We start from the raw sequence: 25,910 nt of genomic DNA, 5'->3' as shown, positions 1-25,910 counted from the left end.
GGGCGCGTCTCGGGGTCAGCCGCCCGTGACGTCGGGCGAGGTGTATCGGGCGTTCCGGTCGACCTCTGCGTACACGGTCGGCCCGATCGGGGTCTCGCGCTCCTCGGCGAGGTGACCGATGAGGCCGGCCGTCCTGGCCAGCAGGGCGAACCCGCGGAGCAGGTCGATCGGCAGGCCCGCATCCGCCAGCGCCGCTCCCGCGACGCCGGCGCCGTTGAGCGGGAGCGTGCGGCCGAGCACCTCGGGGTGCACGCGCCCGATCGCCTCGAAGAGGCGGAGGTGCGGCCCCTTCATCCCGGTCTCCTCGGCGAGCGCGAACATCACCGGCGTGCGCGGGTCGCCCTGCTTGTGCACCGGGTGTCCGAGGCCCGGGACCTTCGCCCCCGCCGCCTTGCCCTTCCGCAGCACGACCAGGGCGGCGTCGTCCCAGTCCGCGTCGGTCCACGCCTCCGTGTCTCCGAACGTGGCCACCGCGTCGTGCAGGTAACGGCCCGTGTCCTCGGTGACGCCCAGGAACCGGGAGCCGCCGCCGAGCAGGCCCGCGGCGATCGCGCCCTGCAGCGAGTCGGGTGCGCTGTAGTACGTCAGCCGCGCGGCGATCGCGGTGGGGGTGAACCCGTGGTCGGCGAGCGAGACCAGTACGGCCTCGAACATCCGCAGCTGCCCGGGCGTCGGGCGGCGCTTCGTCGCGAGCCAGTAGGCCAGCTCGCCGAAGGAGATCTGGCCGAGCAGCTCCGACGCCAGGTCGTGCCCGAGGAGCGAGATGGAGTCCGGGGTCGAGGTCCCGATCGACGTGGGGTACTCAGGCATGGGTTCCGGCCTCCGGGATCGCATCGAGAGGGGGCAGCGGGTCCGCATCCGGCTCGTCGAGCCAGGCGCGGATGAGGGCGTCGTCCTGCCCGAGCGCGGGCGGGGCCGACCGGTAGCGGGCGGGCGTGCGGGAGAACGAGATCGGGTTGCGGATCATCGGGACGGCCTCGTCGCCGCGGCCCACCTGGACCACCGGGTCGAGCCCCAGGCGCTCGGCCAGGGCGACGCCGCCGTCGATCGTGTTGATCGGGCCGCAGGCGATGCCCGCCGCGGTGAGCACGTCGAACCACTCCTGCGCCGTGCGCGTCGACATGGCCTCGACCAGGAGCGGGCGGAGCTGCTCGCGGTGGCGGTTGCGGTCCTCGGTCCGGGCGAAGCGCTCGTCGTCGGCGAGCTCCGGGCGCCCCAGCGCCTCGGCGAGCCGCCGGAACTGCGCGTCGTTCGCCGCGACGACGATGATGTCGCCGTCGCTGGCCGGCAGCGGCTCGTAGGGGAACAGGCTCGGATGCGCGTTCCCCATCCGGAACGGCACCGTGCCCCCGGCGACGTACGTCGAGCTGTGGTTGGCCATCGCGCCGAGCGCAGTCGAGAGGAGGTTCACCTCGACGTGCTGGCCCTCGCCGGTGCGGTCGCGGTGCCGGAGCGCCGAGAGGATGCCGACCGTGGCCTGCATCCCCGTCATGATGTCGAAGACGGAGACCCCGCTGCGGTAGGCGGGACCGTCGGGATCGCCGGTGAGGCTCATCAGTCCCGACATCGCCTGCACGATGAGGTCGTAGCCCGGCAGGCTCGCGCCGCCCTTCGAACCGAAGCCGCTGATGGAGGCGTAGACGACGTCCGGGTTCACGGCGGCGACCGAGTCGTAGTCGAGGCCGAACTTCGCGAGTCCCCCGGGCTTGAAGTTCTCGATCACGACGTCGGCGCGCGCGGCGAGCTCGAGGGCGGCGGCGCGGTCGCCTTCGTCGCGGAAGTCGAGCACCACGTCGTACTTGTTGCGGTTGATGCCGAGGTAGTACGTCGAGACGCCGTCTCGTTCCGGCGGCGCCCAGCCGCGGGTCTCGTCGCCGGCCGGGCTCTCGACCTTCACCACCGTGGCGCCGAGATCGCCCATCTGCTGCGTGGCGAACGGGCCGGCCAAGACGCGGGAGAAGTCGGCGACGAGGATGCCGGACAGCGGCCCGTCCTGCTCTCCGATGTCCTCTGAGAACGCCATCCCGACCTCCTTCGGTCATTCCGGTCAAGTGTCCGCTGTGCGGATGACCTCATCCAAACGCATGGATTCGCGGAGTGTCAAGAGGATCGTGTCGCCTTCTCAGGTGGCGCTTCCGTGGGGTATGAATGGAGGAGCGACCGCTGCCGTCCGCAGCGGACGACTGACCGAGGAGGATCATGCCCGAGGCACGCGGCCCCGACTTCGTGGAGGCGATCGCCCGCGGACTCGAGGTGATCACCGCCTTCGGCACGCGCGGGCAGAGCCTCTCGCTGGCCGACCTCTCGGCGGCGACGGGACTGGCGCGCCCCACCGTGAGACGCATCCTGCTCACGCTGGCGGAGCTGGACTACGTGCGGTCCGAGGACGGCGTGTTCTCGCTCACCCCGCGAGTGCTCGACCTCGGCATGGCCTACGTCTCGGCCAGCGACATCTGGGAGCTCGTCCGCCCTCGCCTGGTCACGCTCAGCGAGCAGACCGGCGAGTCGTGCTCTCTGGCGCAGCTGGTGGGCAGCGACATCGTGTACGTCGCGCGTGCCGCCGTGCCGAAGCTCGTGACGCTGTCCGTCACGATCGGCACCCGGTTCCCGGCGGTCGCGACCTCGCTGGGGAAGGTGCTGCTCGCCTCGCTCGGCCCGGCCGAGCTCGACCGGGTGCTCGACACCCCCTCGCAGTCGGGCGTGGTGCCGACGTGGCAGCCCTCGCGCGACGAGGTCGACGCGGCCCTGCGCGAGGTGCGGGCGGCCGGCTGGGCGCTCACCGACCAGCAGCTCGGGCCCGCCATCCGCTCGATCGCCGCGCCCGTGCGCGACGGGTCGGGGCGGGCGGTCGCGGCGGTGAACGTCAACGTGCACGCCGCCGAGACCGACCTCGAGACGCTCGTCGAGAGGCACCTGCCGCGGCTGCTCACCACCGCGAGCGAGATCAGCGCCGACTGGGTGCGCTGGGAGTCGCGACCGCTGGCGGTGGTCTCGTGAGCGCGCCGCGGCTGCTCGTCGTGATCGCGAGCACCCGGCCCGGCCGGGTCGGCGAGCACGTGGGGCGCTGGGTGATCGAGCGCGCCCGCTCCAGCGGGCGCTTCGACGTGCAGGTCGCCGATCTCGCCGAGCTCGCGCTGCCCCTCCTCGACGAGCCCGCGCACCCGCGGCTGCGCGACTACCGCCACGACCACACGCATCGGTGGAGCGCGCAGGTGGACGCCGCCGACGGCTTCGTCTTCGTGATGCCCGAGTACAACCACAGCTTCACCGCGCCGCTGAAGAACGCCCTCGACTACCTGGTGCAGGAGTGGGACGGGAAGCCCGCCGGGCTGGTCAGCTACGGCGGGCTCTCGGGCGGGACCCGCGCGGTGACGGCGCTGCAGCCGGTGCTGGCGAACCTCGGCATCCGGGGAGTGCACGCCAACGTCGAGATCGCGTGGGTGGCCGAGCACATCGCCGACGGTCGCTTCGACGCCACCGACCGGCACGAGCGCGCCCTCGAGGCGCAGCTCACGGAGCTCGCCGCCCTCCTCGGGTAGCCCCGATCGCGCGCCGCTCTGGTCTGTGCGTCCCTCCCGCGTTTCGCCATGCCCACGCTGTTCCGCCACACCGATCGGCGTGGCGGAACCACCTCAGCGTGGCGGAACCGAGCGGTACGGGGTGAGGCGCGGGAGCCAGCAGCGGACGTGCGCGCGGTACTCATCGAAGTCCGCTCCGAAGCGCGCCTCGAGGTCGTGCTCCTCGTGCGGACGCACGACGTGGTTCCACACCGCCGACCCCGCCACGGCGTAGAGCACCACGAGCCACGACCCGAGGAGCAGCCCCACGGCCGCACCCTGCGTGATGCCCGCGAGCGCCATCGGGTTGCGCACCCAGCGGTAGGGACCGGCGACGACGAGGCGCGTGGTCATTGCGGCCGGAAGCGGGGTACCGTCGCCGAGCGCCGACATGGTCACGCCCGACCACAGGCCCAGCGCGCTCGCGAGCGCGAGCACGACCGCGCCGGCGATCGCCACGCCCGTCGCCACCGGCGCGGGGAGCGGGAGCGCCACGCCCCAGCGCTGCTCGAGCGCACTGATGACGAGCGGGACGACGACGAGGAAGAAGCCCCAGAACAGCACGATCTGCCCGAGCGTCGCGAGCACGTGCGCGGCGCTGCTTCGTCCGGCCGCGGCGGGGCGGAACCCGAACGGACCCTGCACCACCCACGCGGTCGGGATGCGTCCCCACCGGATCGCGCACAGGGCGACCACGGATGCGGCCGAGGCGGCGATCATGGCCAGCACTCCCCATCCGGCCTCGGTGGTGATGGTCGCATAGACGGCGAGCGCCGCGGCGACGAGCAGCGTCCATCCGGTCGCGACGTAGGCCGCCCCGCGCACGCCGACGGCGGCCAGCGCCGAGGCCACGACGAACAGGGGCACGTCGGCGAGCGCCATCAGGGTCGGGTCGATCGTGCCGAGCGTCGCCTCGCGCACGAGCGGCACCGTGAACACGGCCACCCACCACGCGGCGCCCGCACCGGCCTGCGCGGCGAAGTACAGCCGCCCGAGCCCTGCGGGCACGGCGATCCCCCGCGTGCTCGCGCGGCTGCCGCCTGCGGGCAGGACGATGCCGCGCACGCTCGCGCGCACCCGCATCCCTCCGACCCGACTCGCCGTCCGCACCCGTCCCGTTCCGTCCCGACTGCTCCCATCCAAGCACGGCGCTCGCCCGGTGCGTCTTCTCGCACGGCTTCGCCGAGCGGCGAGAACCCGCCCCGCGGTTCCTTCCCTGCTCTCCCTTTCCCGAGCGGCGAGAAGAGGCCCCGCGCGGGCCCGAGGAGAGGCGTCTTCTCGCGACTCGACGGGGCACGACGAGGCCGGCACGTGGAGGCGGCTCGCCTCGGCGAACTCGCGCCCGCCCGACGTCCCCGACCCGGCGCACGGGGGTGACCGTCGAAAGGTCGCGTGAGAGCGGACACGACCGCATAGACGCGTCATCCTCGCTCTCACGCGACCTTTCGACCGCCATCGGCCCGATCTCGCCCCCCCCTGGCGAGCCGCGGTCAGCTCGCGGACGGGTCCTCGGGCGGGACGGGGCGGAACTCGGCACCGGAGGCGGAGCGCGCGGTCTCTGCACCCTCGGATCGGCGAGCGCGCAGGGCGGCCCACCGCTCGCGCTCGCGCTGAGCGCGGCGGGCGAACGCGTCGCGGGCGTCCGGGTTCGTCGCCTCGCCCTCCGCCCGCGCCAGGGCTACGGCTCCGCTGTCCTCGAACGAGCGGTACTCGACCTCGACGTCGGGGCCGATCTCCTCCGCGACGTCGTGGGCGAGGGCGAGTCCGATGCGATCGAAGTCGTGCAGCGAGATCCGGCCGCTCCACTCGAACGTGTCGGTGAGCGCCGCGTAGTACGACGTCTCCCACGCTGCCAGCCGCTCGACCAGCTCCGCCGTCAACCCGGTCTCGTCGTAGGGGACCGGGTCGCTGAACCAGACGACGGAGTCGGCGTAGTCGGGGAAGATGCGCACGATCCGCGTCGCGTACGGGGACGGCTCGTCGGTCCTCATTCCGGCGCCCAGTCGTCATCGGGCGAGGAGCGGGTCCAGCGCACGGGGTCGCCGCGCTCGATCCGGTCGGTCAGCCAGTAGGTGGTGTCGGGCGCCCATCCGGCGATCACGCTCGCCGAGTCGGCGGCGACGGGGAGCGTCATCCCCGCGAGGGCGAGGTAGGCCTCGACGGTGAGGTGCACGCCGTCGACCTCATGCGCGACGCTCGCCCAGTCGGGGATCACCCAGCGTCCCTCGCGTCCCGTCGTCTCGGCCCAGACGCGCCACCGCGTGGTCGTCACCTCGAGCGGGTGCCGGCGGCACAGGTCCACCCAGTCCGCCTCCCGGGTGATCTCGAGCACGACCGCCTCGGGATGCGGATGGAGGCGGGTCACCTGGGCGGACTCCCAACCGAGGCCGTCCTCGACGAGCCGCAGGGCGACGGGCCCGTCGAGCACGTCGACCGAGCGCGTCGAGGCGGGAGCGGCGAACACCGGGGGCGACCACCAGTCCGAGCTGGGCGCCCGCCACGGGTCGTCGGACCACTTGCCCGCGAGGCGCTCCTCCCAGGCCCGGACCCGGGTCGACCACGCACGCACCGCCTCCGAGACGGGGCGCGGGCCGCCTGCGGCGAGGGGATCCCCCTCGGACCACCGCACCTCGTACTGCCCGTCCCGATCGAGGGGCTGCGTCCACCACTCGACGGCAGGGCTCGACGCCAACCGCTCCACGAGCGGCTGCAGCGCCGCGCGGATCTCGGGATCGAGGCCGAGCTCGTCCTCCTCGGAGGGCGGCTGCCAGTACATCGCCGCCCGCACGGTCGACTCGAGAGCGGTCGCGATCGCCTCCGCGGGGAGCTCCTCCGCGGGCTGCGCCGCGAGGGACGCGGTGAGTCGCTGTGCGAGGACGTCGGCCGGCGCCCGCAGGTCGGGGTGCTCCTCGGGGCGCGAGGGATCGGCGAGCTCGAGCGCGAGCTCCAGCAGAAGGCGCGCACCCCGTCGCCCGCGGGCGACCTCGACAGCGTCCATCCACCCAGTCTCGCCGTCGAGACCGCGGCCGTCGATGGGGATGGCCGTCGAAAGGTCGCGTGAGAGCGGACACGACCGCATATCCGGGTCGTGCTCGCTCTCACGCGACCTTCTGGCGGTCGTCCCGCAGGAGAGGACGCCCGGGAGGTCGTCAGCGGCTGTCGAACCGCGCGCCGGACGGCACGGGGCCGAGCAGGGTGAAGACGAAGATGACGATGCCGCCGACGAACGGGACGAGGAGGAGGAAGATCCAGAAGCCGCTGCGGTCGGTGTCATGGAGCCGGCGGGCGAGGAGGGCGAAGCCCGGGACGATCGTGGCCAGGCCCCAGAGCCCCCACAGCACGAAGAGCAGGATGACCCCGAGCCTCGGCGCGGCGTAGGCGCCGTCCATCTGCACGCCGTATCCGCCCATCAGGTAGGCGAGGATGTTGAACACGGTGTTGACGACCACGCTGACGAGATACCACCACCAGTACTCGCTCCGGCTCGCGCGGCCGGAGAAGGTGGCGTACTTCTTCCAGAACCGGGAGATCGCCTCGCCCAGGGGTGCGTTGTAGTACGGCGCGTCGAGGGGGACGGCGGGGGTCTGAGGGGTGGTCACGGGCGGTTCCTTCCGTCGATCGGCGGGTGGTGCCGGGTCTCGCGGAGGCGTGATCAGTCGTGGCCCCCGTCCACGACTGTAGTGATCGGGGCGCCCGGTGTCAGGCACCCCGATCAGGGGAACGGCGGTCGGCAGGTGTCCGGAGGGCCGGCGGGATGCTCACCGCGGCAGGGTCCGCTCAGCCCGCCGGAGTCGTGCCGTCCGTGCCGGTGCCCGTCCCGGTCCCGTCGTCCGTCCCGGTCCCCGTGCCGTCCGTGCCCGTCCCGTCGTCCGTCCCGGTCCCGCCGTCCGTTCCCGAGCCCGACCCGGTGTCTGCACCGGTGGCCTCGCCGAACACCTTCGCGATGAACTCGGTGAACGCGTTCGCGTCGTCGAGCGCCCCCGTGTACGCGGTGCTGTCGACCACGATCAGCGGTGCGGTCGACAGGCTCGTGACGTCCGAGTCGGGGATGGAGGCACGGGCGCGGTCGGTCGCGTCCTTCACCCAGTCATCGAACTCGTTGCCGCGGATGCACGAGGCGACCTTGTCGTCCGTGACCCCGGCGCCCTGGACGAGCGTGACGAGGTCGTCGTTCGAGAGGCCGCCGTCCGGAAGGGTCGACTGCGCCTTGATCAGCGCGTTGTGCACCGCGAGCCCGGAGTCGGGGGCGTAGTTCGCCGTGCAGGCCATGGCGTTCGCGGCGCGCGCCGAGTAGCTGGAGTCGCTGCCGTCGCCGTCGAGCGCGACCGGATGGATCTCGAGGGTCGCGTATCCGGGGGTGACATAGCTCTGCAGCGAGGCGCCGTTGGTGGTCTCGAAGGTGGCCGTGTCGGCACTGCCGTAGTCGACGTACTCGCGCACCGCGAGCACCTTCGACGTGTCGGTGGAGCTCGCCGTGGGCTGGCCGCCCGGCGGGATCGCCGCCGTCCGCGCCGCGGTGGTGGCCGAGCCGTCTCCGGAGAAGAGCAGGCCGTCGCTGAGCATGTTGAGCGGGCCCGTGAAGGTCGCCCGGATCGAGTTGTAGACGACGACACCGGTGATCGCGAGCACGGCGACCCCGACCACGACGAGGCTCGACCGCACGACCACCCGCGTGCGACGGCGGCGACGGGCCTCCTCCTCGCGGTGCAGGCGGGCGAACTCGCGCTGCAGCGCCTGGCGCTCCTTCTTCGGGAGCCCCTCGAGCGCCTCCCGCTCAGCCGCCCTCGTCTTCGCCGACGCCATCCGTACCGCCTTCCGCTCCGCTCGCGCCCTCCCTCGAGCGTGCGCGACGTCGGCACGCTAGGGATCGGTCCTTGCGGCACCCTATGCGGATGCTGTGCTCACGCCGAGTGCGACTCGTCGGGGAGACGTCGAGTGGAGGCGCGGACACGCCGCCCGTCGGCCCGAGGAGCGCACGCGAGCGGGCAGCGCGAGCCGCCTCAGAGCGAGTGCGCCAGCAGCTCCAGCCCCACCACGGCGACGCCCAGCGCGACCTCGAGGAGCAGCACGATGAGCCGCTGCCACCACGCCAGCCTCACCCGGCGCACCGCGAGCCATCCGATCGCCGCCAGCGACACGATGAGCGCGATCGTCGAGGCCCGCAGAGCGGCCTCCACCGTCCAGCGTCCGAGCATCGCGAAGACGAGGAACGCCATCGGCAGCACGAGCGTCGCGAGCGCGCCGAACGAGACCGCGAACATGTGCTGCGCCTCCACCCGCGTCGGCAGCACGCGGTGCACCGCGATGTGGGCGATCACGTCGGCCGCGAACACGGCCAGCACCGCCCCTCCCACCGTCACGAGCAGGGTCAGCGCGGCGTCGGCCGCCTCGACCTCGGAGGCGTGGGAGGCGATCGCCAGCACCACCGCCAGCGCGGTGAACGTGATGTAGATGCGCTCCTTGAGCCGGTCGGCGCGCTGCTCGCCGGTGAGGCCGTCGTCCGGCTCGGCGTCGGGGTCGAAGCGGCGTCGGCGACGGCGGCCTCTCCCGAGCGGACGGTGGAGCCCCACGTCCGACGCTCCGACCGTCCCGTCCTCACCGCTCACAGCGGCATCCTACGGCCGACACATTCCCGAAACGCGACGGGGCTACCGTGGCGGGCGAAGGAGGACGGATGAAGGTCATCATCGTCGGAGCGGGCATCGGCGGCACGAGCGCCGCGATCGCGCTGCAGCGCCAGGGGCACGAGGTCATGATCTACGACCGGATGCGCGAGAACCGCCCGGTGGGTGCGGCCCTGTCGCTCTGGGCCAACGGCGTGAAGGTGCTCAACTGGCTGGGGCTGGCCGACGAGGTCGCCGCGCTCGGCGGGCGCATGGACGACATGGCCTACCTCGACGGGCACACGGGCGACACCATGTGCCGCTTCAGCCTGGACCCGGTGACCGAGCAGACCGGGCAGCGCGCCTACCCCGTCGTGCGGGCCGACCTCCAGATGCTCCTCATGGAGACCGTGGGACTGGACCGCATCCATCTGGGCAGGCGCGTGGTCGAGGTGCGGCAGGACGCCGACTCGGCGACGGTCGTCTTCGACGACGGCGCGACCGACACCGGCGACCTCGTGATCGGCGCCGACGGCGCGCGATCCCTCGTCCGCGACCACGTCACCGACGTCGCGGGCGGCGGTCCGCGCATCGAACGCCGCTACTCGGGCTACACGAACTTCAACGGCCTGGTCCCGGCCGACCCTGCGATCGGTCCCGCCGACCAGTGGACCACCTACGTCGCCGACGGCAAGCGCTGCGCGGTGATGCCCGTGGCCGACGACCGCTTCTACTTCTTCGTCGACGTCCCCCAGCCGTCGGGGACCCCCTACGACCCCGCCGACGGGATCGCTCCGCTCGAGGAGGCGTTCGTGGGCTGGGCGCCCGGGGTGCGTGCGCTCCTGGACGCCATCGACCCCGAGACGTCGTTCAACCGCGTCGAGATCTGGGACATCGACCCGTTCGACACCTGGGTCCGGGGCAGGGTAGCCCTGCTCGGCGATGCCGCGCACAACACCGCCCCCGACATCGGCCAGGGGGCCTGCTCCGCGCTCGAGGACTCCTTCGCCCTGGCGATCTCGATCGCCACCCACACCCGGGGCGTCGAGGATGCGCTGCGCCGCTACGAGCGCATCCGCACCGAGCGCGCCGCCGACCTGGTGCTCCGAGCCCGTGCGCGGGCGCACGAGACGCACGCGTTCGACCCCGACCTCACGCAGGCCTGGTACGACGGGCTGCGCACCGAGGACGGCACCGCGATCATCCGCGGCATCGTGGGGAACACGGTCGACAGCCCGATCAACCTCGGCGCGGGCCTGCTCTGACCTGAGCGCTCCGGCGGGGCCGAGCGTTCGCTGAGCATCACCCCCATCGGGGTGACACGCCGGACGAAGACGAGGTATCCTCGACTCAGGTCGGAGTGAGGAGTCTCGTCATGTCGAGAGCACGAACCGTCACCCTGTCCGCCGCGGCCGCGCTCGCGGTCGTCGCCCTCGCCGGAGGAGCGGCGTGGTGGTTGAGCTCGCCCGCGCCGGAGCCGAGCGCGACCGTCGAGCTCGCCGCGGGGGCGCCGCCCGCGCGCTCGGCCGAGTCCGTCGACCACGGCCCCCGCGATGCGGCGTGGCCGCCGGTGCACACGTATCCGCGGGCCGACGATCCGAGCGACGACTCGATCGTGATCCCGGCCTCGTGGTCGGCAGAGGATCAGCTCCACGCCCAGGAATGGCTGGCGGCCCAGCGGTTCACCAACGACTGCCTCGCCTCTCGCGGCGGCACCTATTTCTATCGGGCCTTCTGGCTCTTCCCCGGCCCCTCGTCCCAGGGCGAGGTGTTCGACGAGAACGGCGAGCAGAGGCTGAACGAGGCCGGCGATCCCGTCCCGCCGCCCGACTGGGCGACGCACATGACCCAGCCCTCGGCCCTCCGTTCGCAGACATCCCTCGTCTGCTGGAACCAGGCGCTCGTGTCGGTCGGGCGGCCGCCTCTCGGGCCCACCGAGTTCCAGCCCGTCGCGCCCCGGTTCGAGGCGACCGACTTCTCCGATCCTGCGGCGCTCGACATCCCCGCGGACTGGGATGCCGATCGTCAGCAACAGGCGCGCGACGAGTGGACCGTGGAGCTGGGGGTCCGCGACTGCATGGCGGCGGCCGGATACCCCACCTATGGCGACTCCCCGCGGTGGCTGGTCCCCGAGGATCGAGCCCCTCGGGTCACCGATTGGCTGATGTCCTTCCCGGTCGCCGAGCAGCCGTCGATCCGCACCCTTCTCAACGGCGGCCTCGACCACGATGCCTGGTACGACAGCTGCGCAGGGCAGGTGTCGACCGCGCTGGGGATCGACCTGCACTGACCGCACGGCGCCCGCCGCATCCGCGTAGCCTGGAGGCGATGAGACGCGTCGAGAGCACACCCCGTCCGAACTGGCGGGAGCGATGCGACGCCGTCGGCTTCAGCTTCTACGACATGGAGTCGGAGGGCGGCCGTCCCTACTGGAACGAGACGGCGGCGTACGCCTTCACCATGGCCGAGGTCGAGCAGCTCGAGTCGAGCACGAAGGAGATCTTCGACCGCTGCATGGACGCGGTCGAGCACATCGTCCGCAAGGGTCGGTACGCCGAGTTCGGCATCCCGACCGATCTCCACGAGCTCGTCGGCAGGAGCTGGGACGAGGACGACCCCACCGTCTACGGGCGGTTCGACCTCGCCTACGACGGCGACGCCGCGCATCCTCCGAAGCTCCTCGAGTTCAACGCCGACACCCCGACGTCGCTCGTGGAGACCGCGGCGGCCCAGTGGCAGTGGCTCGAGGAGGTGCGCCCGGGCAGCGACCAGTTCAACAGCCTCCACGAGCAGCTGGTCGAGCAGTGGGAGCACGTCCGCACGGCGCGCTGGGGCCTCGCCCCCGGTGCTCGACTGCACCTGGCCTCGCTGCACGACTCGGGAGACGGCGAGCTCATCGTGGAGGACTTCGACACGGTCGCCTACATGGCCGAGACGGCGCGGCTGGCGGGGTTCGATCCGAAGCTCGTGTTCATGGAGGACGTCCGCTTCTCCATGGACATCGCGCGCTTCGTCGACGCCGACGACGAGCCCATCGGCCACATCTTCAAGCTGTACCCGTGGGAGTGGATGGTGCGGGAGCAGTTCGCCGCCTTCCTCCGCGACACCCGGGGCTCGACGCAGTGGGTCGAGCCGCTGTGGAAGCTCCTGCTCAGCAACAAGCAGCTCCTCGTGGTGCTGTGGGAGCTGTTCCCCGGGCATCCGAACCTGCTCCCCGCCTACGACAGCACGGATGCGCTGCGCGGCCTGCCGCACGTGCGCAAGCCCCGGCTGGGTCGGGAGGGCGCGAACGTGACGCTGTTCGACGGCAGCGGCCATGTGATCGCCGAGCAGCCGGGTGACTACGGTGAGGAGGGGTTCGTGTACCAGCAGCGTGCCGTGTTCGCCCCCATCCCCGGCAAGACCGCGGTGGTCGGCAGCTGGATCGTCGGCGAGGAGCCGGCCGGCATCGACATCCGCGAGACCAGCGGACCGATCACCGGCGACCTCGCCGAGTTCGTACCCCACTACATCGAGGAGACGACCCGATGAGGTCTCGAGCCCAGTCAGGTCCGCAGCTGTCCGGCATCGCCCGACTCACCCGCCCGACGGTGGCGAAGGGCGCCGCCCTCTTCTCGATCGCGGGCGCCGTCCTCGCGCTCTCCGGCTGCGCGCCGGAGGACGAGGGCACCGTGCTCGAGGGGGCGGACGGGCAGAAGTACGTCGTCCCCGACAACGCCGAGCGGCCCATGTACGACTCCAAGGAGGACTGCATCGCCGACGTGTCGGCGCAGATCCAGCAGCTGCAGTCGCAGGGCAAGACGATCACCGACACCCCCGAGAGCCTGTGCGAGCAGAGCTCCAACTACCCGAACGCGCACTACTCGCACCCGTGGCTCGGTCCGATCCTCTTCGCCGGCACCCGCTGGAACTCCCCGTCCGTGGCCGGCTGGTCCCCGGTGCAGAACGGCAACTTCGCCGCCAGCGGGTCCAACCTGCAGTCCGACGTCGTGTCGCCGGCCCCGGCCGGCTCGAAGGTCGGCGACCGCGCCCCGCTGAAGGGCGGCTTCGGCTCCTCGGGCAAGAGCGGCTTCGCCTCCGGCAAGTCCGGCTCCACCGGCGGCTGACCCGCGCCCGGGCAGCCGCTGGCTTCGCGCCCGCGTTCCCGGGGCCCGCGTCGCGCGTCCCGCGTCTCGCATCTCGCGGGGAAGGCGCGGGAGCGGAAGGTAGGCTCGGAGCATGCCCACGTCGTTCTCCGTCCCCCAGGAGCGCAAGCTCGTCACCGAACTGCCCGGCCCGAAGTCGCGGGAGCTGCACGCTCGCCGTCGGGCGGCCGTGAGCCGCGGGGCGGGCACGCTCGCCGACATCTACATGGACCACGGCTCGGGCGCGATCCTGGTCGACGTCGACGGCAACCAGATCATCGACCTCGGCTGCGGGATCGGCGTCACCACGATCGGTCACGCCAACGCCGAGGTGGCTGCGGCCGCCGCCGAGCAGGCCAACAAGCTCACGCACACTCTGTTCACGGTCACGCCGTACGAGAACTACGTCCGCGTCGCCGAGAAGCTCGCCGAGATCACGCCCGGCGACTTCGAGAAGCACTCGATCCTCGTCAACTCCGGAGCCGAGGCCGTCGAGAACGCCGTCAAGATCGCGCGGCGCTACACCGGCCGCCGGGCCATCGCGGCCCTCGACCACGCGTTCCACGGCCGCACGAACCTCACCATGGCGATGACCTACCGCCCCTGGCCGGAGCGCGCCGGCATGGGGCCGTTCCCCGGCGAGATCTTCAGCGTCCCCACCTCCTACCCGTTCCGCGACCCGGAGGGGATGACGGGTGTCGAGGCCGCCGAGCGCACCATCGACTACATCCGCACCCACATCGGGGCGACCGAGCTCGCCGCCCTGTTCGTCGAGCCCATCCAGGGCGACGGCGGCATCGTCATCCCGGCCGAGGGCTACTTCGAGACCCTCGCCGACTTCTGCCGCGAGAACGGCATCGTCTTCGTCGCCGACGAGATCCAGGCCGGCATCGCCCGCTCGGGCGCTTGGTACTCGATCGAGCACACCGGCGCCATCCCCGACCTCGTCACCACCGCGAAGGGCATCGCCGGCGGCTTCCCGCTCGCGGCGGTCACGGGCCGCGCCGAGATCATGGATGCGGTCCAGCCCGGCGGCATCGGCGGCACCTTCGGCGGCAACCCCGTCTCCACGGCGGCCGCGCTCAAGGTGTTCGAGATCATCGAGCGCGACGGACTCATCGCCGAGGCGCAGCGGGTCGAGCGGGCGTTCCAGGCGCGGATCGGCGACTGGGCGTCGAAGTACTCCGTGGTCGGCGAGGTGCGCGGTCGCGGGGCGATGTTCGGCGCCGAGATCGTGCTCCCGGGCACCACGAAGCCGAACCCGGAGGGGCTGAGGGCGATCATCGACCACGCCGCGGCGAACGGCGTGATCGTGCTGGATGCGGGCAGCTGGGACAGCGTCCTGCGCTTCCTGCCCAGCGTCGTCATCTCGGAGGAGCTCATCGACGACGCCGCGACGGTCATCGAGCAGAAGCTCGCCGAGCTCAGCGCCTGAGCGACCGAAGCCTGTCCTCCGAGACGGGCATCGGCAGCGTGAAGTAGACCTGGGGCGCCTCGACGGCGCCCCAGTCGTCCTTCTTGACGCGGATCTCGTTCGGCCGCACCTCGGCGATCCGCACGCGCAGCCACTCGCCGGTCTCGAGCAGGAGCTCGTGCGGGTCGGCCAGGTACGAGAGGCCGACCGCCTCGAGTGCCTCCTCGGCCGTGAGCCAGTCGACCACGCCGGTGCGTTCGCGGCCGAGCAGGTCGATCGCGACGAAGCCCTCGTCGCGCGGCTCGATCCACCCCAGGATCTCGCCGTCCGCTCCCCGCCTGTGCTCGATGCGCTCGCTGCTCACCGAACGAGGCTACTCCCGCCCGCGCGTCCGGCGCGGCGTGACCGGGTGGGGTGCCGCGCGGTTGGTGCGGGGCGTGCGGGTTGCGCCCTCTGCGGGCGAAGACACGTCGCCTGGGGCGGCGACGGACCACTGCGCGGGCGGAACCCGCCGCATCCGGCCGGGTGCCCGCTGCATCCGGGTGGGGGCCGCCACATCCGGTTGGGTAACTGCCGCATCCGGGTCCCATCGGTCGGCGGCGTCGGTGGGGTGGGACGCGGAGCCCTTCGTGCGGGTTGCGTCCGCTCCGCGCGCCGTGGGGGAGCCCATGGCGGCGACGGAACGCTGGGCGGGCGTAACCCGCACGGCACGTGACCCGTACCCGTCACCGATCCGCATGGCAGTCCGGCCCGGGGCAGGGGCGGGGCCGGCGGGACGGCTTGGCAGGGAGGGACGGGGCGGGGCAGGGTGGAGGCATGGCCAGCTCCATCGACATCCTGCTCGACGCGTTCTCCCGTGTCCGCGACACCGTGCACTCCGCGGTCCGCGGCCTCGACGAGGAGACGCTCGCCGCCCGTCCCGACGACGGCGGGAACTCGATCGCCTGGCTGGTCTGGCATCTCAGCCGGGTGCAGGACGACCACATCGCGGATGCCTCCGGGAGCGACCAGGTGTGGCTCGCCGACGGCTGGGCCGTCCGCTTCGACCTCCCCATCGACGAGCTCGACACCGGGTACGGGCACAGCTCGGAGCAGGTCGCTCAGGTGCGCGGCCTTTCCGCGGAGCAGCTCGTGGGCTACCACGACGCCGTGGCGGCGCGGACGACCGAGTACCTCGGCTCCCTCGACGACGCCGCGCTCGATCGGGTGGTCGACGAGGACTGGGATCCGCCGGTCACCCTCGCGGTGCGCCTCGTGAGCATCGTCAACGACGACACCCAGCACGCGGGCCAGGCGAGCTACGTCCGCGGCCTCCTCTCCCGCCGCCCCTGACCCCGCCGCCCCGCCCTTCGCGCAGCGGGGTTTTCGCGGGCTTTTTGACCTTGCGCGTGCCCACTGGGCGAGCGAAAGGTCAGAGAGACAGCGAGAGTGCGGGGACGTGCGGGAGGGCTACTGCGCGCCGGGGTCGGGGACCGTGCCGCCGGGGCCGGGCGCGGTGCCGCCGCCGGGCGCCGTCACGCCGCCGCCGGGGCCCGTGACACCGCCGCCGCCCGTGCCGCCACCGGTTCCGGTGCCGCCGCCGGTCCCCGTGCCGCCGCCCGTGCCGGTGCCGGTGCCGGGCGAGACGGTGGGGGAGGGGGTCGACGTGGGGGTGGGCGTCGACGAGTCCTCGTCGTCGTCGTCCGAGCGCGAGGAGGAGCCGTCGACGAGGGCCTCGTCGGGCTCGGGGAACTCGCCGCCGCCCAGCACCTCGTCGTTCGCCGTCATGACGGCGTTCCACATCCGGTGCCTCACGGTGTACCCGTAATAGCCGTTCGGTTCGATGTCCTCCATCGACGTGTCGCCGTTCACGTTGCCGACCCAGACGGCGGTGGCGGCCTTCGTGGAGGCACCGACCATCCAGGTGTCCTTCTCGTTGTCGGTCGTGCCGGTCTTGCCGATGTGGGTGATGCCGTCGCGCGGGTTCGACTGCGTGGCCGTCCCGCTCTGGATCGGCCCGAGCATGGCGTAGGCGAGCGTCGACGCGATGTTCTGCGGGATGGCCTGGTGGCAGTCGGCCGACGGGGGCGTCAGCTCCGCGCCGGTGCCGTCGACGATGCGGTCGATCGCCACGGGGCTGCAGTACATCCCGTCAGCGGCGATGCCGGCGTAGGCGGCGGCCATCGTCAGCGGCGCGATCTCGTTGGTGCCGAGCACCGACGAGGGCAGGGTGTTGAGGTCGTTGCCGTCGGCGCGGTGGACGCCGAGCGACTCGGCGAACCCGCGGATCTGGCACAGGTCCATCTCCTGGGCCATCGCGACGAACGCGTTGTTCACCGAGTTGGTGAGGGCGCTCTGCACCGACATCGAGCCGGGATAGGCGCTGCCGTCGTTCGCGGGCTTCCAGGGGCCGCCGTTCTCGCCGCACGAGTCGGTGAACGTCGACATGTCCCAGGTCTTCTCGTTGCCGCTCACGCGGTCGCTCAGGGTGTGGCCCTGCTCGAGCCACTCGCCGAGCGTGAAGACCTTGTAGGTCGAGCCCACCTGGAAGCCGCTCGACCCGCCGAAGCCCTGATCGGTGTTGTAGTTCACGGCGGTCGTGCCGGGGCCGGCGGCCTCGGGATCCTCGTCGAACGTCGTGTTCTGGGCCATGGCGAGGATGCGCCCGGTGCCGGGCTCGACGGTCACGATGGTCGAGCCGAGGTCGATGTCCTCGTAGCTGGAGGGCACGAACTCCTTCATGGTCGCGTCGGCGTTGGCCTGCAGCTGCTCGTTCAGCGTGGTGTAGATCTGGTAGCCGCCGGTCTTGAAGTTCTGCCAGCGCTGCTCGCTGGAGTCGCCGAACGAGGGGTCGTTCTTGATGATCCAGGTGATGTAGTCGCAGAAGTAGGCCGCTCCGTTCGCGGCGGCCTGGCATCCGGTCGTCGGCTCGGTGATGTTGGGCGTCACCGGGGTCGCGACCGCCTCGTCGTACTGCTGCTGCGTGATGCTGTGCTGCTTCAGCATCGAGGCGAGGACGTCCTTGTCGCGGCGCGCCTGGTTGTCGGCGATGTTGTCGGGGTTGTCGATGCGCAGCCCGTTCGGCTCGTTCACCGTCGCCGCGAGGCTGGCCGCCTGGGGGAGGGTGAGGTCCTTGGCGCTGACGCCGTAGTAGTACTGGGCCGCCGCCTCGATGCCGTAGACGGTGCCTCCGAAGTTGGCGATGTTGAGGTACCCGAGCAGGATATCGTCCTTCGAGTACTCCTTCTCCAGCCCGATGGCCAGGCGCATCTCCTTGAGCTTGCGCTCGACCGACTCGGTGGTGGCCTGCTGGTACGCGGCCTCCCGCTGCGACTCGTCGTCGAGGGACTCGGCCTGCTGGACGAGGATGTTGCGGACGTACTGCATCGTGATCGTGGAGGCGCCGCTCTCGACGCCGCCCGAGGAGAGGTTGCCGATGAGCGCGCGCATCGTGGAGGCGATGTCGACGCCGTCGTGCTCGTAGAACCGCGGATCCTCGGTGGAGACGATCGCGTCCTTCACGAAGGGCGAGATGTCGTCCCAGCCGACCTCGACGCGGTTCTGATCGAACACGGTCGCGAGGAGCGTGTTGGAGCCGTCGGCGTTGGTGGAGTAGATCTCGCTCTTCTGCGCGAGGTTCGACGGCTTGATGTAGTCGGGGATCGAGTTGAAGGTGTCGTTCGCGCCGGTGGCGGTCATGTTCGTCAGGGCGATGGCGGGAGTCGCGAAGGCGGTGACGAGCACCGCGGCGACCACTCCGAGGCCGAGCATGGTGAATATGGTGCGCGCGGGGTGGCGACCCTCGCCGGCCGCCCGATCGATCGTCTCCTCGACGAGCTCCGCCGATCGTTCAGCGGCACGGGTGAAGCGAGAGGAACGTTCGGGCATATGGTTCAGAGTACTTGCCCTCGGCCCGGATTCCCTGATAAGGCGCTGGCCCCGAGCCGTTCGGCGACTGGGAGAGGGCCCGCCCGGATCCGGATCCGGGTCCGGCTCAGCGCTCGAAGCGCGCCGGCCCGTCGACGAGCGAGCGACGGACGCGCGCGAGCATCTCGTCGCTCATCTCCGGCAGGGCGTCGAGCGCGAACCACGCGGCCTCGGTGTTCTCGCCGTCGGCCGGATGCGGGTGACCGCTGACGTAACGCATCCGGAAGGCGATGTCGAGGTACTGCGACTGGTCGCCGTTGGGGTACGTGACCATCGGGATGGTGTGGACCCAGGTCAGCACCTCGGCCTCGGCCACGATCCCGGCCTCCTCGAGCACCTCGCGCTCTGCGGCGATCGCGGGCTCCTCGCCCGGATCGATGATGCCCGTCACGGGGGTCCAGGCTCCGGTGTCGGCGCGCTTGACCAGCAGGACGTCGCCGTCGCGAACGACGACCCCGGTCACCCCCGACAGCCACAGCGGCGCGTGGCCGATCTTCTCGCGGAGCTCCAGGACGAAGTCGGGGGTCGGCATGCCCTCGAGCCTAGGGGAGTGCGGCCGGGACGACGATCGGCGCCGCCCCGGGGTGGGGACGGCGCCGATCGACGGAGGAGCGGTGGCTACGCCTGGACGTCGCCGCGCCAGGCACCGGTCTCGGTGCCGCGCTTCTCGATGAACTCCTTGAAGTTGTCGAGGTCCTTCTTCACCGCGTGCTTGCCGGCGCCCACCAGTGCGCCCGCCTTCTCGAGCAGGCCCTCGGGCTCCCAGTCGATCTGCACGGTGACGCGCGTCTGGGTGTCGCTGAGCTTGTGGAAGGTGACGACGCCCGCGTGCTCGGTGTCGCCGCCGGTGCTCGTCCACGCCACGCGCTCGTCGGGGTGCTGCTCGGTGATCACGGCGTCGAACTCGCGCTCGGCGCCGCCGACCTTCACCTTCCAGTGCGTGTGGGTGTCGTCGGTCTGGGTGATCGACTCGACCTCCTCGAGGAACTGGGGGAACGACTCGAACTGCGTCCACTGGTCGTACGCGGTGGTGACGGGGACGTCCACGTCGACGGTCTCGATGATCTGTGCCATGGGGTGTTCTCCTTCTGTTCGAACGGGGGAGGGGAAAGGGATCAGGGGGTGGGCATGCCGCCGTTGACCTGCAGCGTCTCGCCGCTGACGAAGCTCGACTCCGCCGAGGCTAGGAAGACGTACGCCGGAGCGAGCTCGGCGGGCTGGCCGGCACGACCGAGCGGGGTGGACTTGCCGAACTGCTCGATCTTCTCGGGCGGCTGACCGTGCGAGACCTGCAGCACCGTCCACACCGGCCCTGGCGCGACCGCGTTCACGCGGATGCCCTTGGGGGCGAGCTGCTGGGCCAGGCCCTTCGTGAAGGCGTTGATGGCGGCCTTCGTCGTGGCGTAGTCGAGCAGGATGGGAGACGGGTTGTAGGCCTGCACCGAGGTCGTGTTGATGATCGTCGAGCCGGGCCCCAGATGCGCGAGGGCCGCCTTCGTGATCCAGAACATCGCGTAGACGTTGGTCTTGAGGGTGTCGTCGAACTGCTCGTCGCTGAGGTCCTCGAGGTTCTCGACGTAGATCTGGCGTCCGGCGTTGTTGACCAGGATGTCGAGGCCGCCCAGACCCTCGACCGCGCGCTCGACGAGCTGCCGGCTGAACGCGGAGTCGCTGATGTCGCCGGGGATGGTGATGGCGGTGCGCCCCGCATCCTGGATCAGGCCGGCGATGCGGACGGCGTCCTGCTCCTCCGAGGGCAGGTAGGAGATCGCGACGTCGGCGCCTTCACGGGCGAAGGCGATCGCGGTGGCGGCGCCGATCCCCGAGTCGCCTCCGGTCACGAGGGCCTTGCGGCCCTCGAGCCTGCCTGTACCGCGGTAGGTGTTCTCGCCGAGGTCAGGGACGGGCTGGAGCTGCGACTCGAGACCGGGCTCGGCCTGCTCCTGGTCGGGCGGTGTGATGGACGGGTACCGGCTGACCGGGTCGTCGAAGGTGTACTGGTCGGTGCTCATGATCTCTCCTCAGCCTGACACTGCTTCGCTCACAGCGGTCGGGGCGTCATACTCTTTGTCAGGAATGGCGTTCAGCGCGTCGAGCACGGCGTCGTCGGCGCCGGAGTCCTTCGCTCTCTGCACGATGTCCTCCTTCGAGGCGGGGTAGTCGATCCCGCCCAGGAACTTCTGGATCTGGATGGGGTTCGGGGTGTCGGCCATGATGGCGTCCTTTCTCTGTGGTGGTGTGCTTCCGCGTGGTGGTGTGCTTCCGCGTGGTGGTGTGCTGATCAGGGGTCGCTCGCGAAGACGAGGTCGAAGAGGTCGATCGGGCGGTCGGGGATGGTCGTCGGGGCCTCGAGGTGCACGGCTCCGCTGGGCAGGAGGCCGGCGCCGCCGCGTCGGTCCATCACGCGCCACTCCGCGGCGACGTCCTCTCCCGAGTGCAGAGGCGGCGAGGTCCGCCAGAACTCGAACGCGCCGGCCTCGGCCAGTGCCGACCGCCGGTAGAGCACACAGCCCCCGATCCACGCCACGTGGTACGCCTGCCATCCGTCGGGAGGCATCTCCAGGTCGCGAGCGAGGTGCACGAGGTTCGCGGCGTTGTGCAGCGGCAGGCGGCTCATCTGCGGCCCGCCGGGGCGCATCCGCTCCGGCTCGACCGCACCGTGCCAGGGCTCGTACCCGGCGCGCTGCTCGGGTCGCTCGTCGTGGAGGAACGACAGTCCCTGGGGTGCGAGGCCCACGAAGCCGCAGGCGAGCGTCTCGAGGGCGTCGTGCATCCGCTGCAGCGAGCCGGGCTCGAGCCAGATGTCGTCGTCGAGGAAGAGGACGGAGGGAGCGTCAGACTGCTCGAACAGGAACTGCCGGTGCTCGGCGATGCCGCGGCGGGGGAGGTGGGCCAGGTGCACGACCTCGTGTCCCTGCGCCTCCAGCACCCGCACCATCGCCTGCACGCTCGGGGCGGAGTGCGATGCCGCGTGGTCGGACTGGTCGCTGAGGACCACGCGGAAGGACGGCGAGTCCTGGGCGGCGAGCCCGGCCAGCGTCACGGCCAGCTCGGCGATGCGACCGGCGGTGGGGATGAGCACGTCGATGCGCGGGGGGACGGGGTGCTCCGTCCGCGCCCACTCCGCGGCCTGCCGACGTGCGCCGATCACGATGAGGCCTCCACGTCTGCGCCGGCAGTCGACCGCGCGACGATCCTCCGGACCAGGCCGGTGGTCGAGCGCTCGGGCAGGTAGTCGAGGATGCGCACCTCGCCCCCGTAGGCGCGGACGATCTCGGTCTCGGTGAGCATCTCGGGGGTGTAGTCGCCGCCCTTCGCGTACACGTCCGGTCGGAGCTGCTCGAGGAGGGCGCGTGGCGTGTCCGCCGAGAAGACCGTGACGTGGTCGACGCAGTCGAGCGCGCCCACGACGGCGGCACGGTCGGCCAGCGCGTTGACGGGTCGATCCGGACCTTTGAGCCGTCGCGCCGACTCGTCGTCGTTGAGCGCGACGACGAGGACGTCGCCGAGCGCCTTCGCCTGCCGGAGGTGCGTCGTGTGGCCGCGGTGGATGACGTCGAAGCATCCGTTGGTGAACACGATGCGCCTGCCGAGGTCCCGATCCTGGCGCAGTCGCGCGGCCAGCTCGGCGTCCGAGAGCACCCGCACCTCGTCGTCTCCCCCGTCGATCGCGGCACGGAGGTCGTCCCAGGTGCAGATGGAGGTCCCCGGGCGACGCACCACGACGTCGGCCGCCGCCTGCGCGAGCTCGGCGGCGGCGGCGAGCGGCGCACCCCCGGCGAGCGCGGCGGACAGCGCCGCGGTGAACGTGTCACCCGCGCCCGACGCCTGGTTCTCCTGCACCGGATGCGCCACGGTCCGTCCCGCGGGCCCGCCCGGTCCGAGCACGACGGTGCCGTCGCGGTCGAGCGTGACCACGGCCGAGCGCGCCCCGGAGGCCTGCAGCACCTCGCGCCAGTGCTCCTCGGCGGCCGCGCGACGATCGCCCTCGAGTCGCCGACCGACGAGGAGCGACGCCTCGGCCGCGTTCGGGGTGATGACGTCGGGGTGGGCGCCCGCCCACCGCCCGGGCTGGTGGGCGTCGACGACGAGCAGCGGGATCCGGTCGCGCAGCGCCGAGAGCGCGGCCACGTCGGTGTCGGCGAGCAGCCCGTTGCCGTAGTCGCAGACCACGACGGCGTCGCAGCCGCCGAGGTGGCGCTCGAGGGCCTCGGCGTCGGCGCCGAGCACGGCATCACCGAGGCGGTCCACCCGGACCAGGATCTGCTCGGCTCCGACCACACGCGTCTTCGAGGTGGTGCGGGCGCCGCGCTGTCGGCCGACTCCGTCGGTCGCGACTCCGGCGTCGCGGAGCGTCTCGAGGAGCACCCGGCCCTCCTCGTCGTCGCCGACCGCCGACACCATCCGCACCCGGGCGCCCAGCGCGGCGAGGTTCACCGCGGTATTGGCCGCTCCGCCGGGGCAGTCCACGAACGCGTCCGCCTCGACCACCGGCACGGGCGCCTCGCGCGACATCCGCTGCGCCGGCCCGCTCCACCAACGGTCGAGGATGAGGTCGCCGATCACGACGATCTCCGGCGCGTCCGTGCGGAGGCGCTCGAGGAGGGCCAGGGAGCCCGGCGGGGTGGTCACGGCGCCGCCTCGATGTGCACGACCTTGGTCAGGGTCATCTCGTCGAGGAGGCCCGGGCCGTAGCCGAAGCCGGAGCCGCTCGACCGGCGCGGTTCCGCGGAACCGCCGGGTGCGCCGCCGAACACCGCGTTGACCTTCACGGTCCCGACGTCGAGCCCGGTCACGGCGCGCTGGATGTGCGACAGGTCGGTGGACAGCACGGTCGCCGCCAGGCCGTACCGGCCTCGGGCCGCGAGCGAGAGCGCCTCGTCGAAGTCGCGCACCACCTGGACGGGCGCCACCGGACCGAACGTCTCCTCGCGCATGATCGTCATCGACGGCCGGCACGCGGTGAGCACCGTCGCGGGGTACCAGCTGCCGGCGCCCTCGGGCACGGTCGCGCCGGTGAGGGCCTCGGCGCCGTCGTCGATCGCCTCCTGCACCTGGGCGTGCACGCTGCGCCGCAGGGTCTCGTCGACGAGGGGCCCGAACGACGGGGAGCCGGTCCTCGCCTGCGCCTCCTTGACGAGAGCAGCGAGGAAGTCGTCGGCCACGTCCTGGTGCACGTAGACGCGCTCGACCGAGGTGCAGATCTGGCCCGTGTTGGCGAAGGCGCCGACGGCGGCCTGCTCCGCCGCCCACACGGGGTCGACGCCCGCATCGACGATGAGGGCGTCGTTGCCGCCGTTCTCGCGCACGACGTGCGCTCCGGTCAGGGCCGCCGCGCGGGCGATCCGCTCACCCGCGGCCGTCGATCCCACGTGCGCCACCATCGCGATATCCGGATGCGCGACCAGCGCGGCTCCGGTGTCGGCGTCCCCGTCGACCGTGACGACCACATCCTCCGGCAGAGCGCCGGCGACGAGCTCGCCGAGCCTGCGACCGAGGTGCGGGCAACGCTCGCTGGGCTTGAAGACGACGGTGTTGCCCGTGACGACGGCGGCGCCGAGGAGGCCTGCGGCGACGGCGACCGGGTCGTTCCAGGGCGTGATGACCGCGACCACGCCGCGCGGCTCCGCGATCGTGTAGTCGACGGAGGTGACGGCCCCCCGCAGTGCGCGCCCGGTGTGCAGGGGACCGAGCTCGGCGTACTGCTCGAGGGTGGAGACGCCCGCCCTGATCCCCTCGAGGGCCTGCGTGAACGGCTTGCCCGTCTCGCGCTGGTTGAGGTCGGCGAGCTCGGCCTCGTGCTCGCGCAGCACGGCCGCGATCCCGTGGAGGGCGGTGCCACGCCGGGCGGGAGCCGTGGCAGCCCAGCCGGGGGCGGCGGCCCTCGCGCGGTCCACCGCCGCGGCCACCTCCTGCTGTCCGGCCGGCTCGATGGCGCCGACGAGGGCCCCGGTCCGGGGGTCGGTGATGACGATGGTCCCGTCGGCCGGGGTGAGGCCGGGGGAGTCGTCGAGCGGGGTGGTCGGTGGCAGCATGCCTGCCCCGTACCCACTCGGCGGGGCCCTCACACCCGACACGCCGGATCGGAGGGCACGGGTTTCGATCGGGGATGCGCGGGGAACAGATCAGGCGACCGAGAGGAACGATCGCATGCCCTCCAGACCCGCCCGGAGCCGCCGGGACCCCTTCGACGACGTCCTCCGCATCGCGGTGCTGAGGGGAGGCGGACTCGGCGACCTCCTGTTCGCGCTCCCGGCGATCGACGCACTCGCGGCCGCCTATCCGGAGGCGGAGATCGTGCTGCTGGGCACGAGGATGCACGAGGAGCTCCTCCAGGGCCGGCCCGGGAGCGTCTCCCGGGTGGAGGTGCTGCCCCGCGCGCGCGGCGTGAACAGCCCCGACGACTCCGAGGACCGCGGCGAGATCGCCGACTTCCTGACCCGGATGCGGGCCCGGCGCTTCGACCTGGCGTGCCAGCTGCACGGCGGCGGACGCCACTCGAACCCGTTCCTCGCCGAGCTGCGTGCCCGACACACGATCGGGACCGCCACGGACGACGCGCTCGCCCTCGAGCGGACGATGCCCTACGAGTACTACCAGCACGAGGTGCTGCGCTGGCTCGAGACGGTGGCGCTGGCCGGGGCGGATCCGGTCTCTCTCGACCCGCGCATCATCGTCACCGACGGCGAGCGGACGGCCGCCGCGGGACATCTGGCCCACGGCACGGCAGGCCGCGCCGTCATCCACCCCGGGGCGAGCGACCCGCGGCGGCGGTGGCCCGCCGAGCGGTTCGCGGAGGTCGCGGGACGGCTCGCCGGCGAGGGCATCCAGGTCCTCGTGGTCGGCGAGGGAGCGGACGCGCACGTGGCCGACGGGATCGCCGACCTGGCGTCGAGCTCGCTCGTGACCTCGCTCGGCGGCCGCCTGAGCCTCGGCGAGCTGGCCGGTCTGCTCGCCCAGGCCGACGTCTTCGTGGGCAACGACAGCGGACCGCGTCACCTCGCGCAGGCGGTCGGGTGCCCCACGGCGTCGGTCTTCTGGGTCGGCAACCTCATCAACGGCGGGCCGCTCACCCGCACCCACCACCGCGTGCAGCTCGCGTGGACCACTCGGTGCCCGGTCTGCGGGACGGACGCCACCCAGGTCGGCTGGACGGCTCCGCGCTGCGAGCACGACGACTCGTTCGTCGCCGACGTCTCGGTCGACGCCGTGTGGTCCGACGTGTCGTCGCTGCTCGACGCCCGGCCCGTCCATGCGGTCGTCGCGACGACGTTCCTGGGCGCCTGACGGCGACCGTCCGGCTCGC

General features: G+C 72.1%; 26 protein-coding genes. 9 read left to right on the top strand and 17 right to left on the bottom strand.

The window, feature by feature from the left end; all coding sequences use genetic code 11:
• Positions 1-15 precede the first annotated feature (15 nt).
• Positions 16-810 carry a citryl-CoA lyase gene (locus IEX69_RS08070; RefSeq protein ID WP_085020515.1) on the bottom strand — a complete coding sequence of 265 codons (795 nt, stop codon included), beginning with the start codon at positions 808-810 and terminating at the stop codon, positions 16-18.
• A complete protein-coding gene (locus IEX69_RS08065) occupies positions 803-2,023 on the bottom strand; it encodes a CaiB/BaiF CoA transferase family protein (protein WP_085020514.1) in 1,221 nt (406 codons plus the stop codon). Before IEX69_RS08065 ends, IEX69_RS08070 begins: the two co-directional genes overlap by 8 nt.
• A gap of 176 nt (positions 2,024-2,199) precedes the next feature.
• Here IEX69_RS08065 and IEX69_RS08060 point away from each other — a divergent pair, with 176 nt between their 5' ends.
• Both IEX69_RS08060 and IEX69_RS08055 read left to right on the top strand, forming a co-directional pair.
• On the top strand, positions 2,200-2,997 hold the full coding sequence (locus tag IEX69_RS08060; RefSeq protein WP_157127261.1) for an IclR family transcriptional regulator domain-containing protein: 798 nt from the start codon (positions 2,200-2,202) through the stop codon (positions 2,995-2,997).
• On the top strand, positions 2,994-3,539 hold the full coding sequence (locus tag IEX69_RS08055) for an NADPH-dependent FMN reductase (RefSeq protein ID WP_114704033.1): 546 nt from the start codon (positions 2,994-2,996) through the stop codon (positions 3,537-3,539). Before IEX69_RS08060 ends, IEX69_RS08055 begins: the two co-directional genes overlap by 4 nt.
• A 93-nt stretch (positions 3,540-3,632) precedes the next feature.
• Here IEX69_RS08055 and IEX69_RS08050 read toward each other — a convergent pair whose 3' ends face one another.
• From IEX69_RS08050 to IEX69_RS08025, 6 genes are all read right to left on the bottom strand, one after another.
• On the bottom strand, positions 3,633-4,571 hold the full coding sequence (locus tag IEX69_RS08050) for a methyltransferase family protein (RefSeq protein WP_229756417.1): 939 nt from the start codon (positions 4,569-4,571) through the stop codon (positions 3,633-3,635).
• A 476-nt stretch (positions 4,572-5,047) separates the two neighbouring features.
• Positions 5,048-5,548, bottom strand: a complete 501-nt coding sequence (locus IEX69_RS08045; RefSeq protein WP_085020512.1) for an immunity protein CdiI family protein — start codon at positions 5,546-5,548, stop codon at positions 5,048-5,050.
• Entirely contained in the window at positions 5,545-6,555 is a 1,011-nt protein-coding gene (locus tag IEX69_RS08040; RefSeq protein ID WP_157127260.1) for a hypothetical protein, read from the bottom strand. The genes IEX69_RS08045 and IEX69_RS08040 overlap by 4 nt, the downstream gene beginning before the upstream one ends.
• Before the next feature lie 151 nt (positions 6,556-6,706).
• Positions 6,707-7,156, bottom strand: a complete 450-nt coding sequence (locus IEX69_RS08035) for a DUF805 domain-containing protein (RefSeq protein WP_157127259.1) — start codon at positions 7,154-7,156, stop codon at positions 6,707-6,709.
• Between the two features lie 178 nt (positions 7,157-7,334).
• A complete protein-coding gene (locus IEX69_RS08030; RefSeq protein ID WP_085020510.1) occupies positions 7,335-8,360 on the bottom strand; it encodes a DsbA family protein in 1,026 nt (341 codons plus the stop codon).
• A gap of 197 nt (positions 8,361-8,557) precedes the next feature.
• Positions 8,558-9,163, bottom strand: a complete 606-nt coding sequence (locus IEX69_RS08025; protein ID WP_174604492.1) for a hypothetical protein — start codon at positions 9,161-9,163, stop codon at positions 8,558-8,560.
• Positions 9,164-9,231: 68 nt separating this feature from the next.
• Here IEX69_RS08025 and hpxO point away from each other — a divergent pair, with 68 nt between their 5' ends.
• The 5 genes from hpxO (at position 9,232) to IEX69_RS08000 (ending at position 14,719) form a co-directional block, all read left to right on the top strand.
• A complete protein-coding gene (gene hpxO, locus IEX69_RS08020; RefSeq protein WP_085020509.1) occupies positions 9,232-10,425 on the top strand; it encodes an FAD-dependent urate hydroxylase HpxO in 1,194 nt (397 codons plus the stop codon).
• 110 nt (positions 10,426-10,535) lie between these two features.
• Positions 10,536-11,450 (top strand): hypothetical protein, encoded by a 915-nt coding sequence (locus IEX69_RS08015; protein ID WP_085020508.1) that lies wholly within the window; start codon positions 10,536-10,538, stop codon positions 11,448-11,450.
• A 38-nt stretch (positions 11,451-11,488) separates the two neighbouring features.
• Entirely contained in the window at positions 11,489-12,691 is a 1,203-nt protein-coding gene (locus IEX69_RS08010) for a glutathionylspermidine synthase family protein (protein WP_085020507.1), read from the top strand.
• Positions 12,688-13,266, top strand: coding sequence for a hypothetical protein (locus IEX69_RS08005; protein WP_085020506.1), 579 nt, complete (start codon positions 12,688-12,690; stop codon positions 13,264-13,266). The genes IEX69_RS08010 and IEX69_RS08005 overlap by 4 nt, the downstream gene beginning before the upstream one ends.
• 112 nt (positions 13,267-13,378) lie before the next feature.
• On the top strand, positions 13,379-14,719 hold the full coding sequence (locus tag IEX69_RS08000; protein WP_085020505.1) for an aminotransferase class III-fold pyridoxal phosphate-dependent enzyme: 1,341 nt from the start codon (positions 13,379-13,381) through the stop codon (positions 14,717-14,719).
• Here the strand turns inward: IEX69_RS08000 and IEX69_RS07995 are convergent.
• The gene (locus IEX69_RS07995) at positions 14,709-15,062 is read right to left on the bottom strand and encodes a hypothetical protein (RefSeq protein WP_085020504.1); all 354 of its coding nucleotides are present in this window, start codon (positions 15,060-15,062) and stop codon (positions 14,709-14,711) included. The genes IEX69_RS08000 and IEX69_RS07995 overlap by 11 nt on opposite strands.
• 452 nt (positions 15,063-15,514) lie before the next feature.
• Between IEX69_RS07995 and IEX69_RS07990 the strand changes: the two genes are divergently transcribed.
• A complete protein-coding gene (locus tag IEX69_RS07990; RefSeq protein ID WP_085020503.1) occupies positions 15,515-16,030 on the top strand; it encodes a mycothiol transferase in 516 nt (171 codons plus the stop codon).
• Between the two features lie 117 nt (positions 16,031-16,147).
• On the opposite strand, the gene IEX69_RS07985 is transcribed toward IEX69_RS07990, so the two are convergent.
• From IEX69_RS07985 to IEX69_RS07950, 8 genes are all read right to left on the bottom strand, one after another.
• Entirely contained in the window at positions 16,148-18,565 is a 2,418-nt protein-coding gene (locus tag IEX69_RS07985; RefSeq protein WP_085020502.1) for a transglycosylase domain-containing protein, read from the bottom strand.
• A gap of 106 nt (positions 18,566-18,671) precedes the next feature.
• Positions 18,672-19,136 (bottom strand): NUDIX hydrolase, encoded by a 465-nt coding sequence (locus IEX69_RS07980; RefSeq protein WP_085020501.1) that lies wholly within the window; start codon positions 19,134-19,136, stop codon positions 18,672-18,674.
• 86 nt (positions 19,137-19,222) lie between these two features.
• The gene (locus IEX69_RS07975; RefSeq protein WP_085020500.1) at positions 19,223-19,678 is read right to left on the bottom strand and encodes an SRPBCC family protein; all 456 of its coding nucleotides are present in this window, start codon (positions 19,676-19,678) and stop codon (positions 19,223-19,225) included.
• A gap of 41 nt (positions 19,679-19,719) precedes the next feature.
• Positions 19,720-20,616: a glucose 1-dehydrogenase gene (locus IEX69_RS07970; RefSeq protein ID WP_085020499.1), complete on the bottom strand. Its 897-nt coding sequence runs from the start codon at positions 20,614-20,616 to the stop codon at positions 19,720-19,722.
• Between the two features lie 9 nt (positions 20,617-20,625).
• Positions 20,626-20,817, bottom strand: a complete 192-nt coding sequence (locus IEX69_RS07965) for a DUF2795 domain-containing protein (RefSeq protein WP_085020498.1) — start codon at positions 20,815-20,817, stop codon at positions 20,626-20,628.
• Between the two features lie 68 nt (positions 20,818-20,885).
• Positions 20,886-21,755 (bottom strand): glycosyltransferase family 2 protein, encoded by an 870-nt coding sequence (locus IEX69_RS07960; protein WP_229756282.1) that lies wholly within the window; start codon positions 21,753-21,755, stop codon positions 20,886-20,888.
• The gene (gene rfaE2 / locus IEX69_RS07955) at positions 21,752-23,236 is read right to left on the bottom strand and encodes a D-glycero-beta-D-manno-heptose 1-phosphate adenylyltransferase (RefSeq protein ID WP_229756281.1); all 1,485 of its coding nucleotides are present in this window, start codon (positions 23,234-23,236) and stop codon (positions 21,752-21,754) included. The genes IEX69_RS07960 and rfaE2 overlap by 4 nt, the downstream gene beginning before the upstream one ends.
• The gene (locus tag IEX69_RS07950; protein ID WP_157127258.1) at positions 23,233-24,639 is read right to left on the bottom strand and encodes an aldehyde dehydrogenase family protein; all 1,407 of its coding nucleotides are present in this window, start codon (positions 24,637-24,639) and stop codon (positions 23,233-23,235) included. The genes rfaE2 and IEX69_RS07950 overlap by 4 nt, the downstream gene beginning before the upstream one ends.
• 115 nt (positions 24,640-24,754) lie before the next feature.
• Here IEX69_RS07950 and IEX69_RS07945 point away from each other — a divergent pair, with 115 nt between their 5' ends.
• Positions 24,755-25,891: a glycosyltransferase family 9 protein gene (locus tag IEX69_RS07945; RefSeq protein WP_085020496.1), complete on the top strand. Its 1,137-nt coding sequence runs from the start codon at positions 24,755-24,757 to the stop codon at positions 25,889-25,891.
• Positions 25,892-25,910 lie beyond the last annotated feature (19 nt).

Origin of the sequence: Cnuibacter physcomitrellae (genome assembly GCF_014640535.1) — a bacterium.
GTDB classification, from domain to species: Bacteria; Actinomycetota; Actinomycetes; order Actinomycetales; family Microbacteriaceae; genus Cnuibacter; species Cnuibacter physcomitrellae.
The sequence above is the reverse complement of the archived record's forward strand: the minus strand, read 5'-3'. Positions and strand labels throughout refer to the sequence as shown.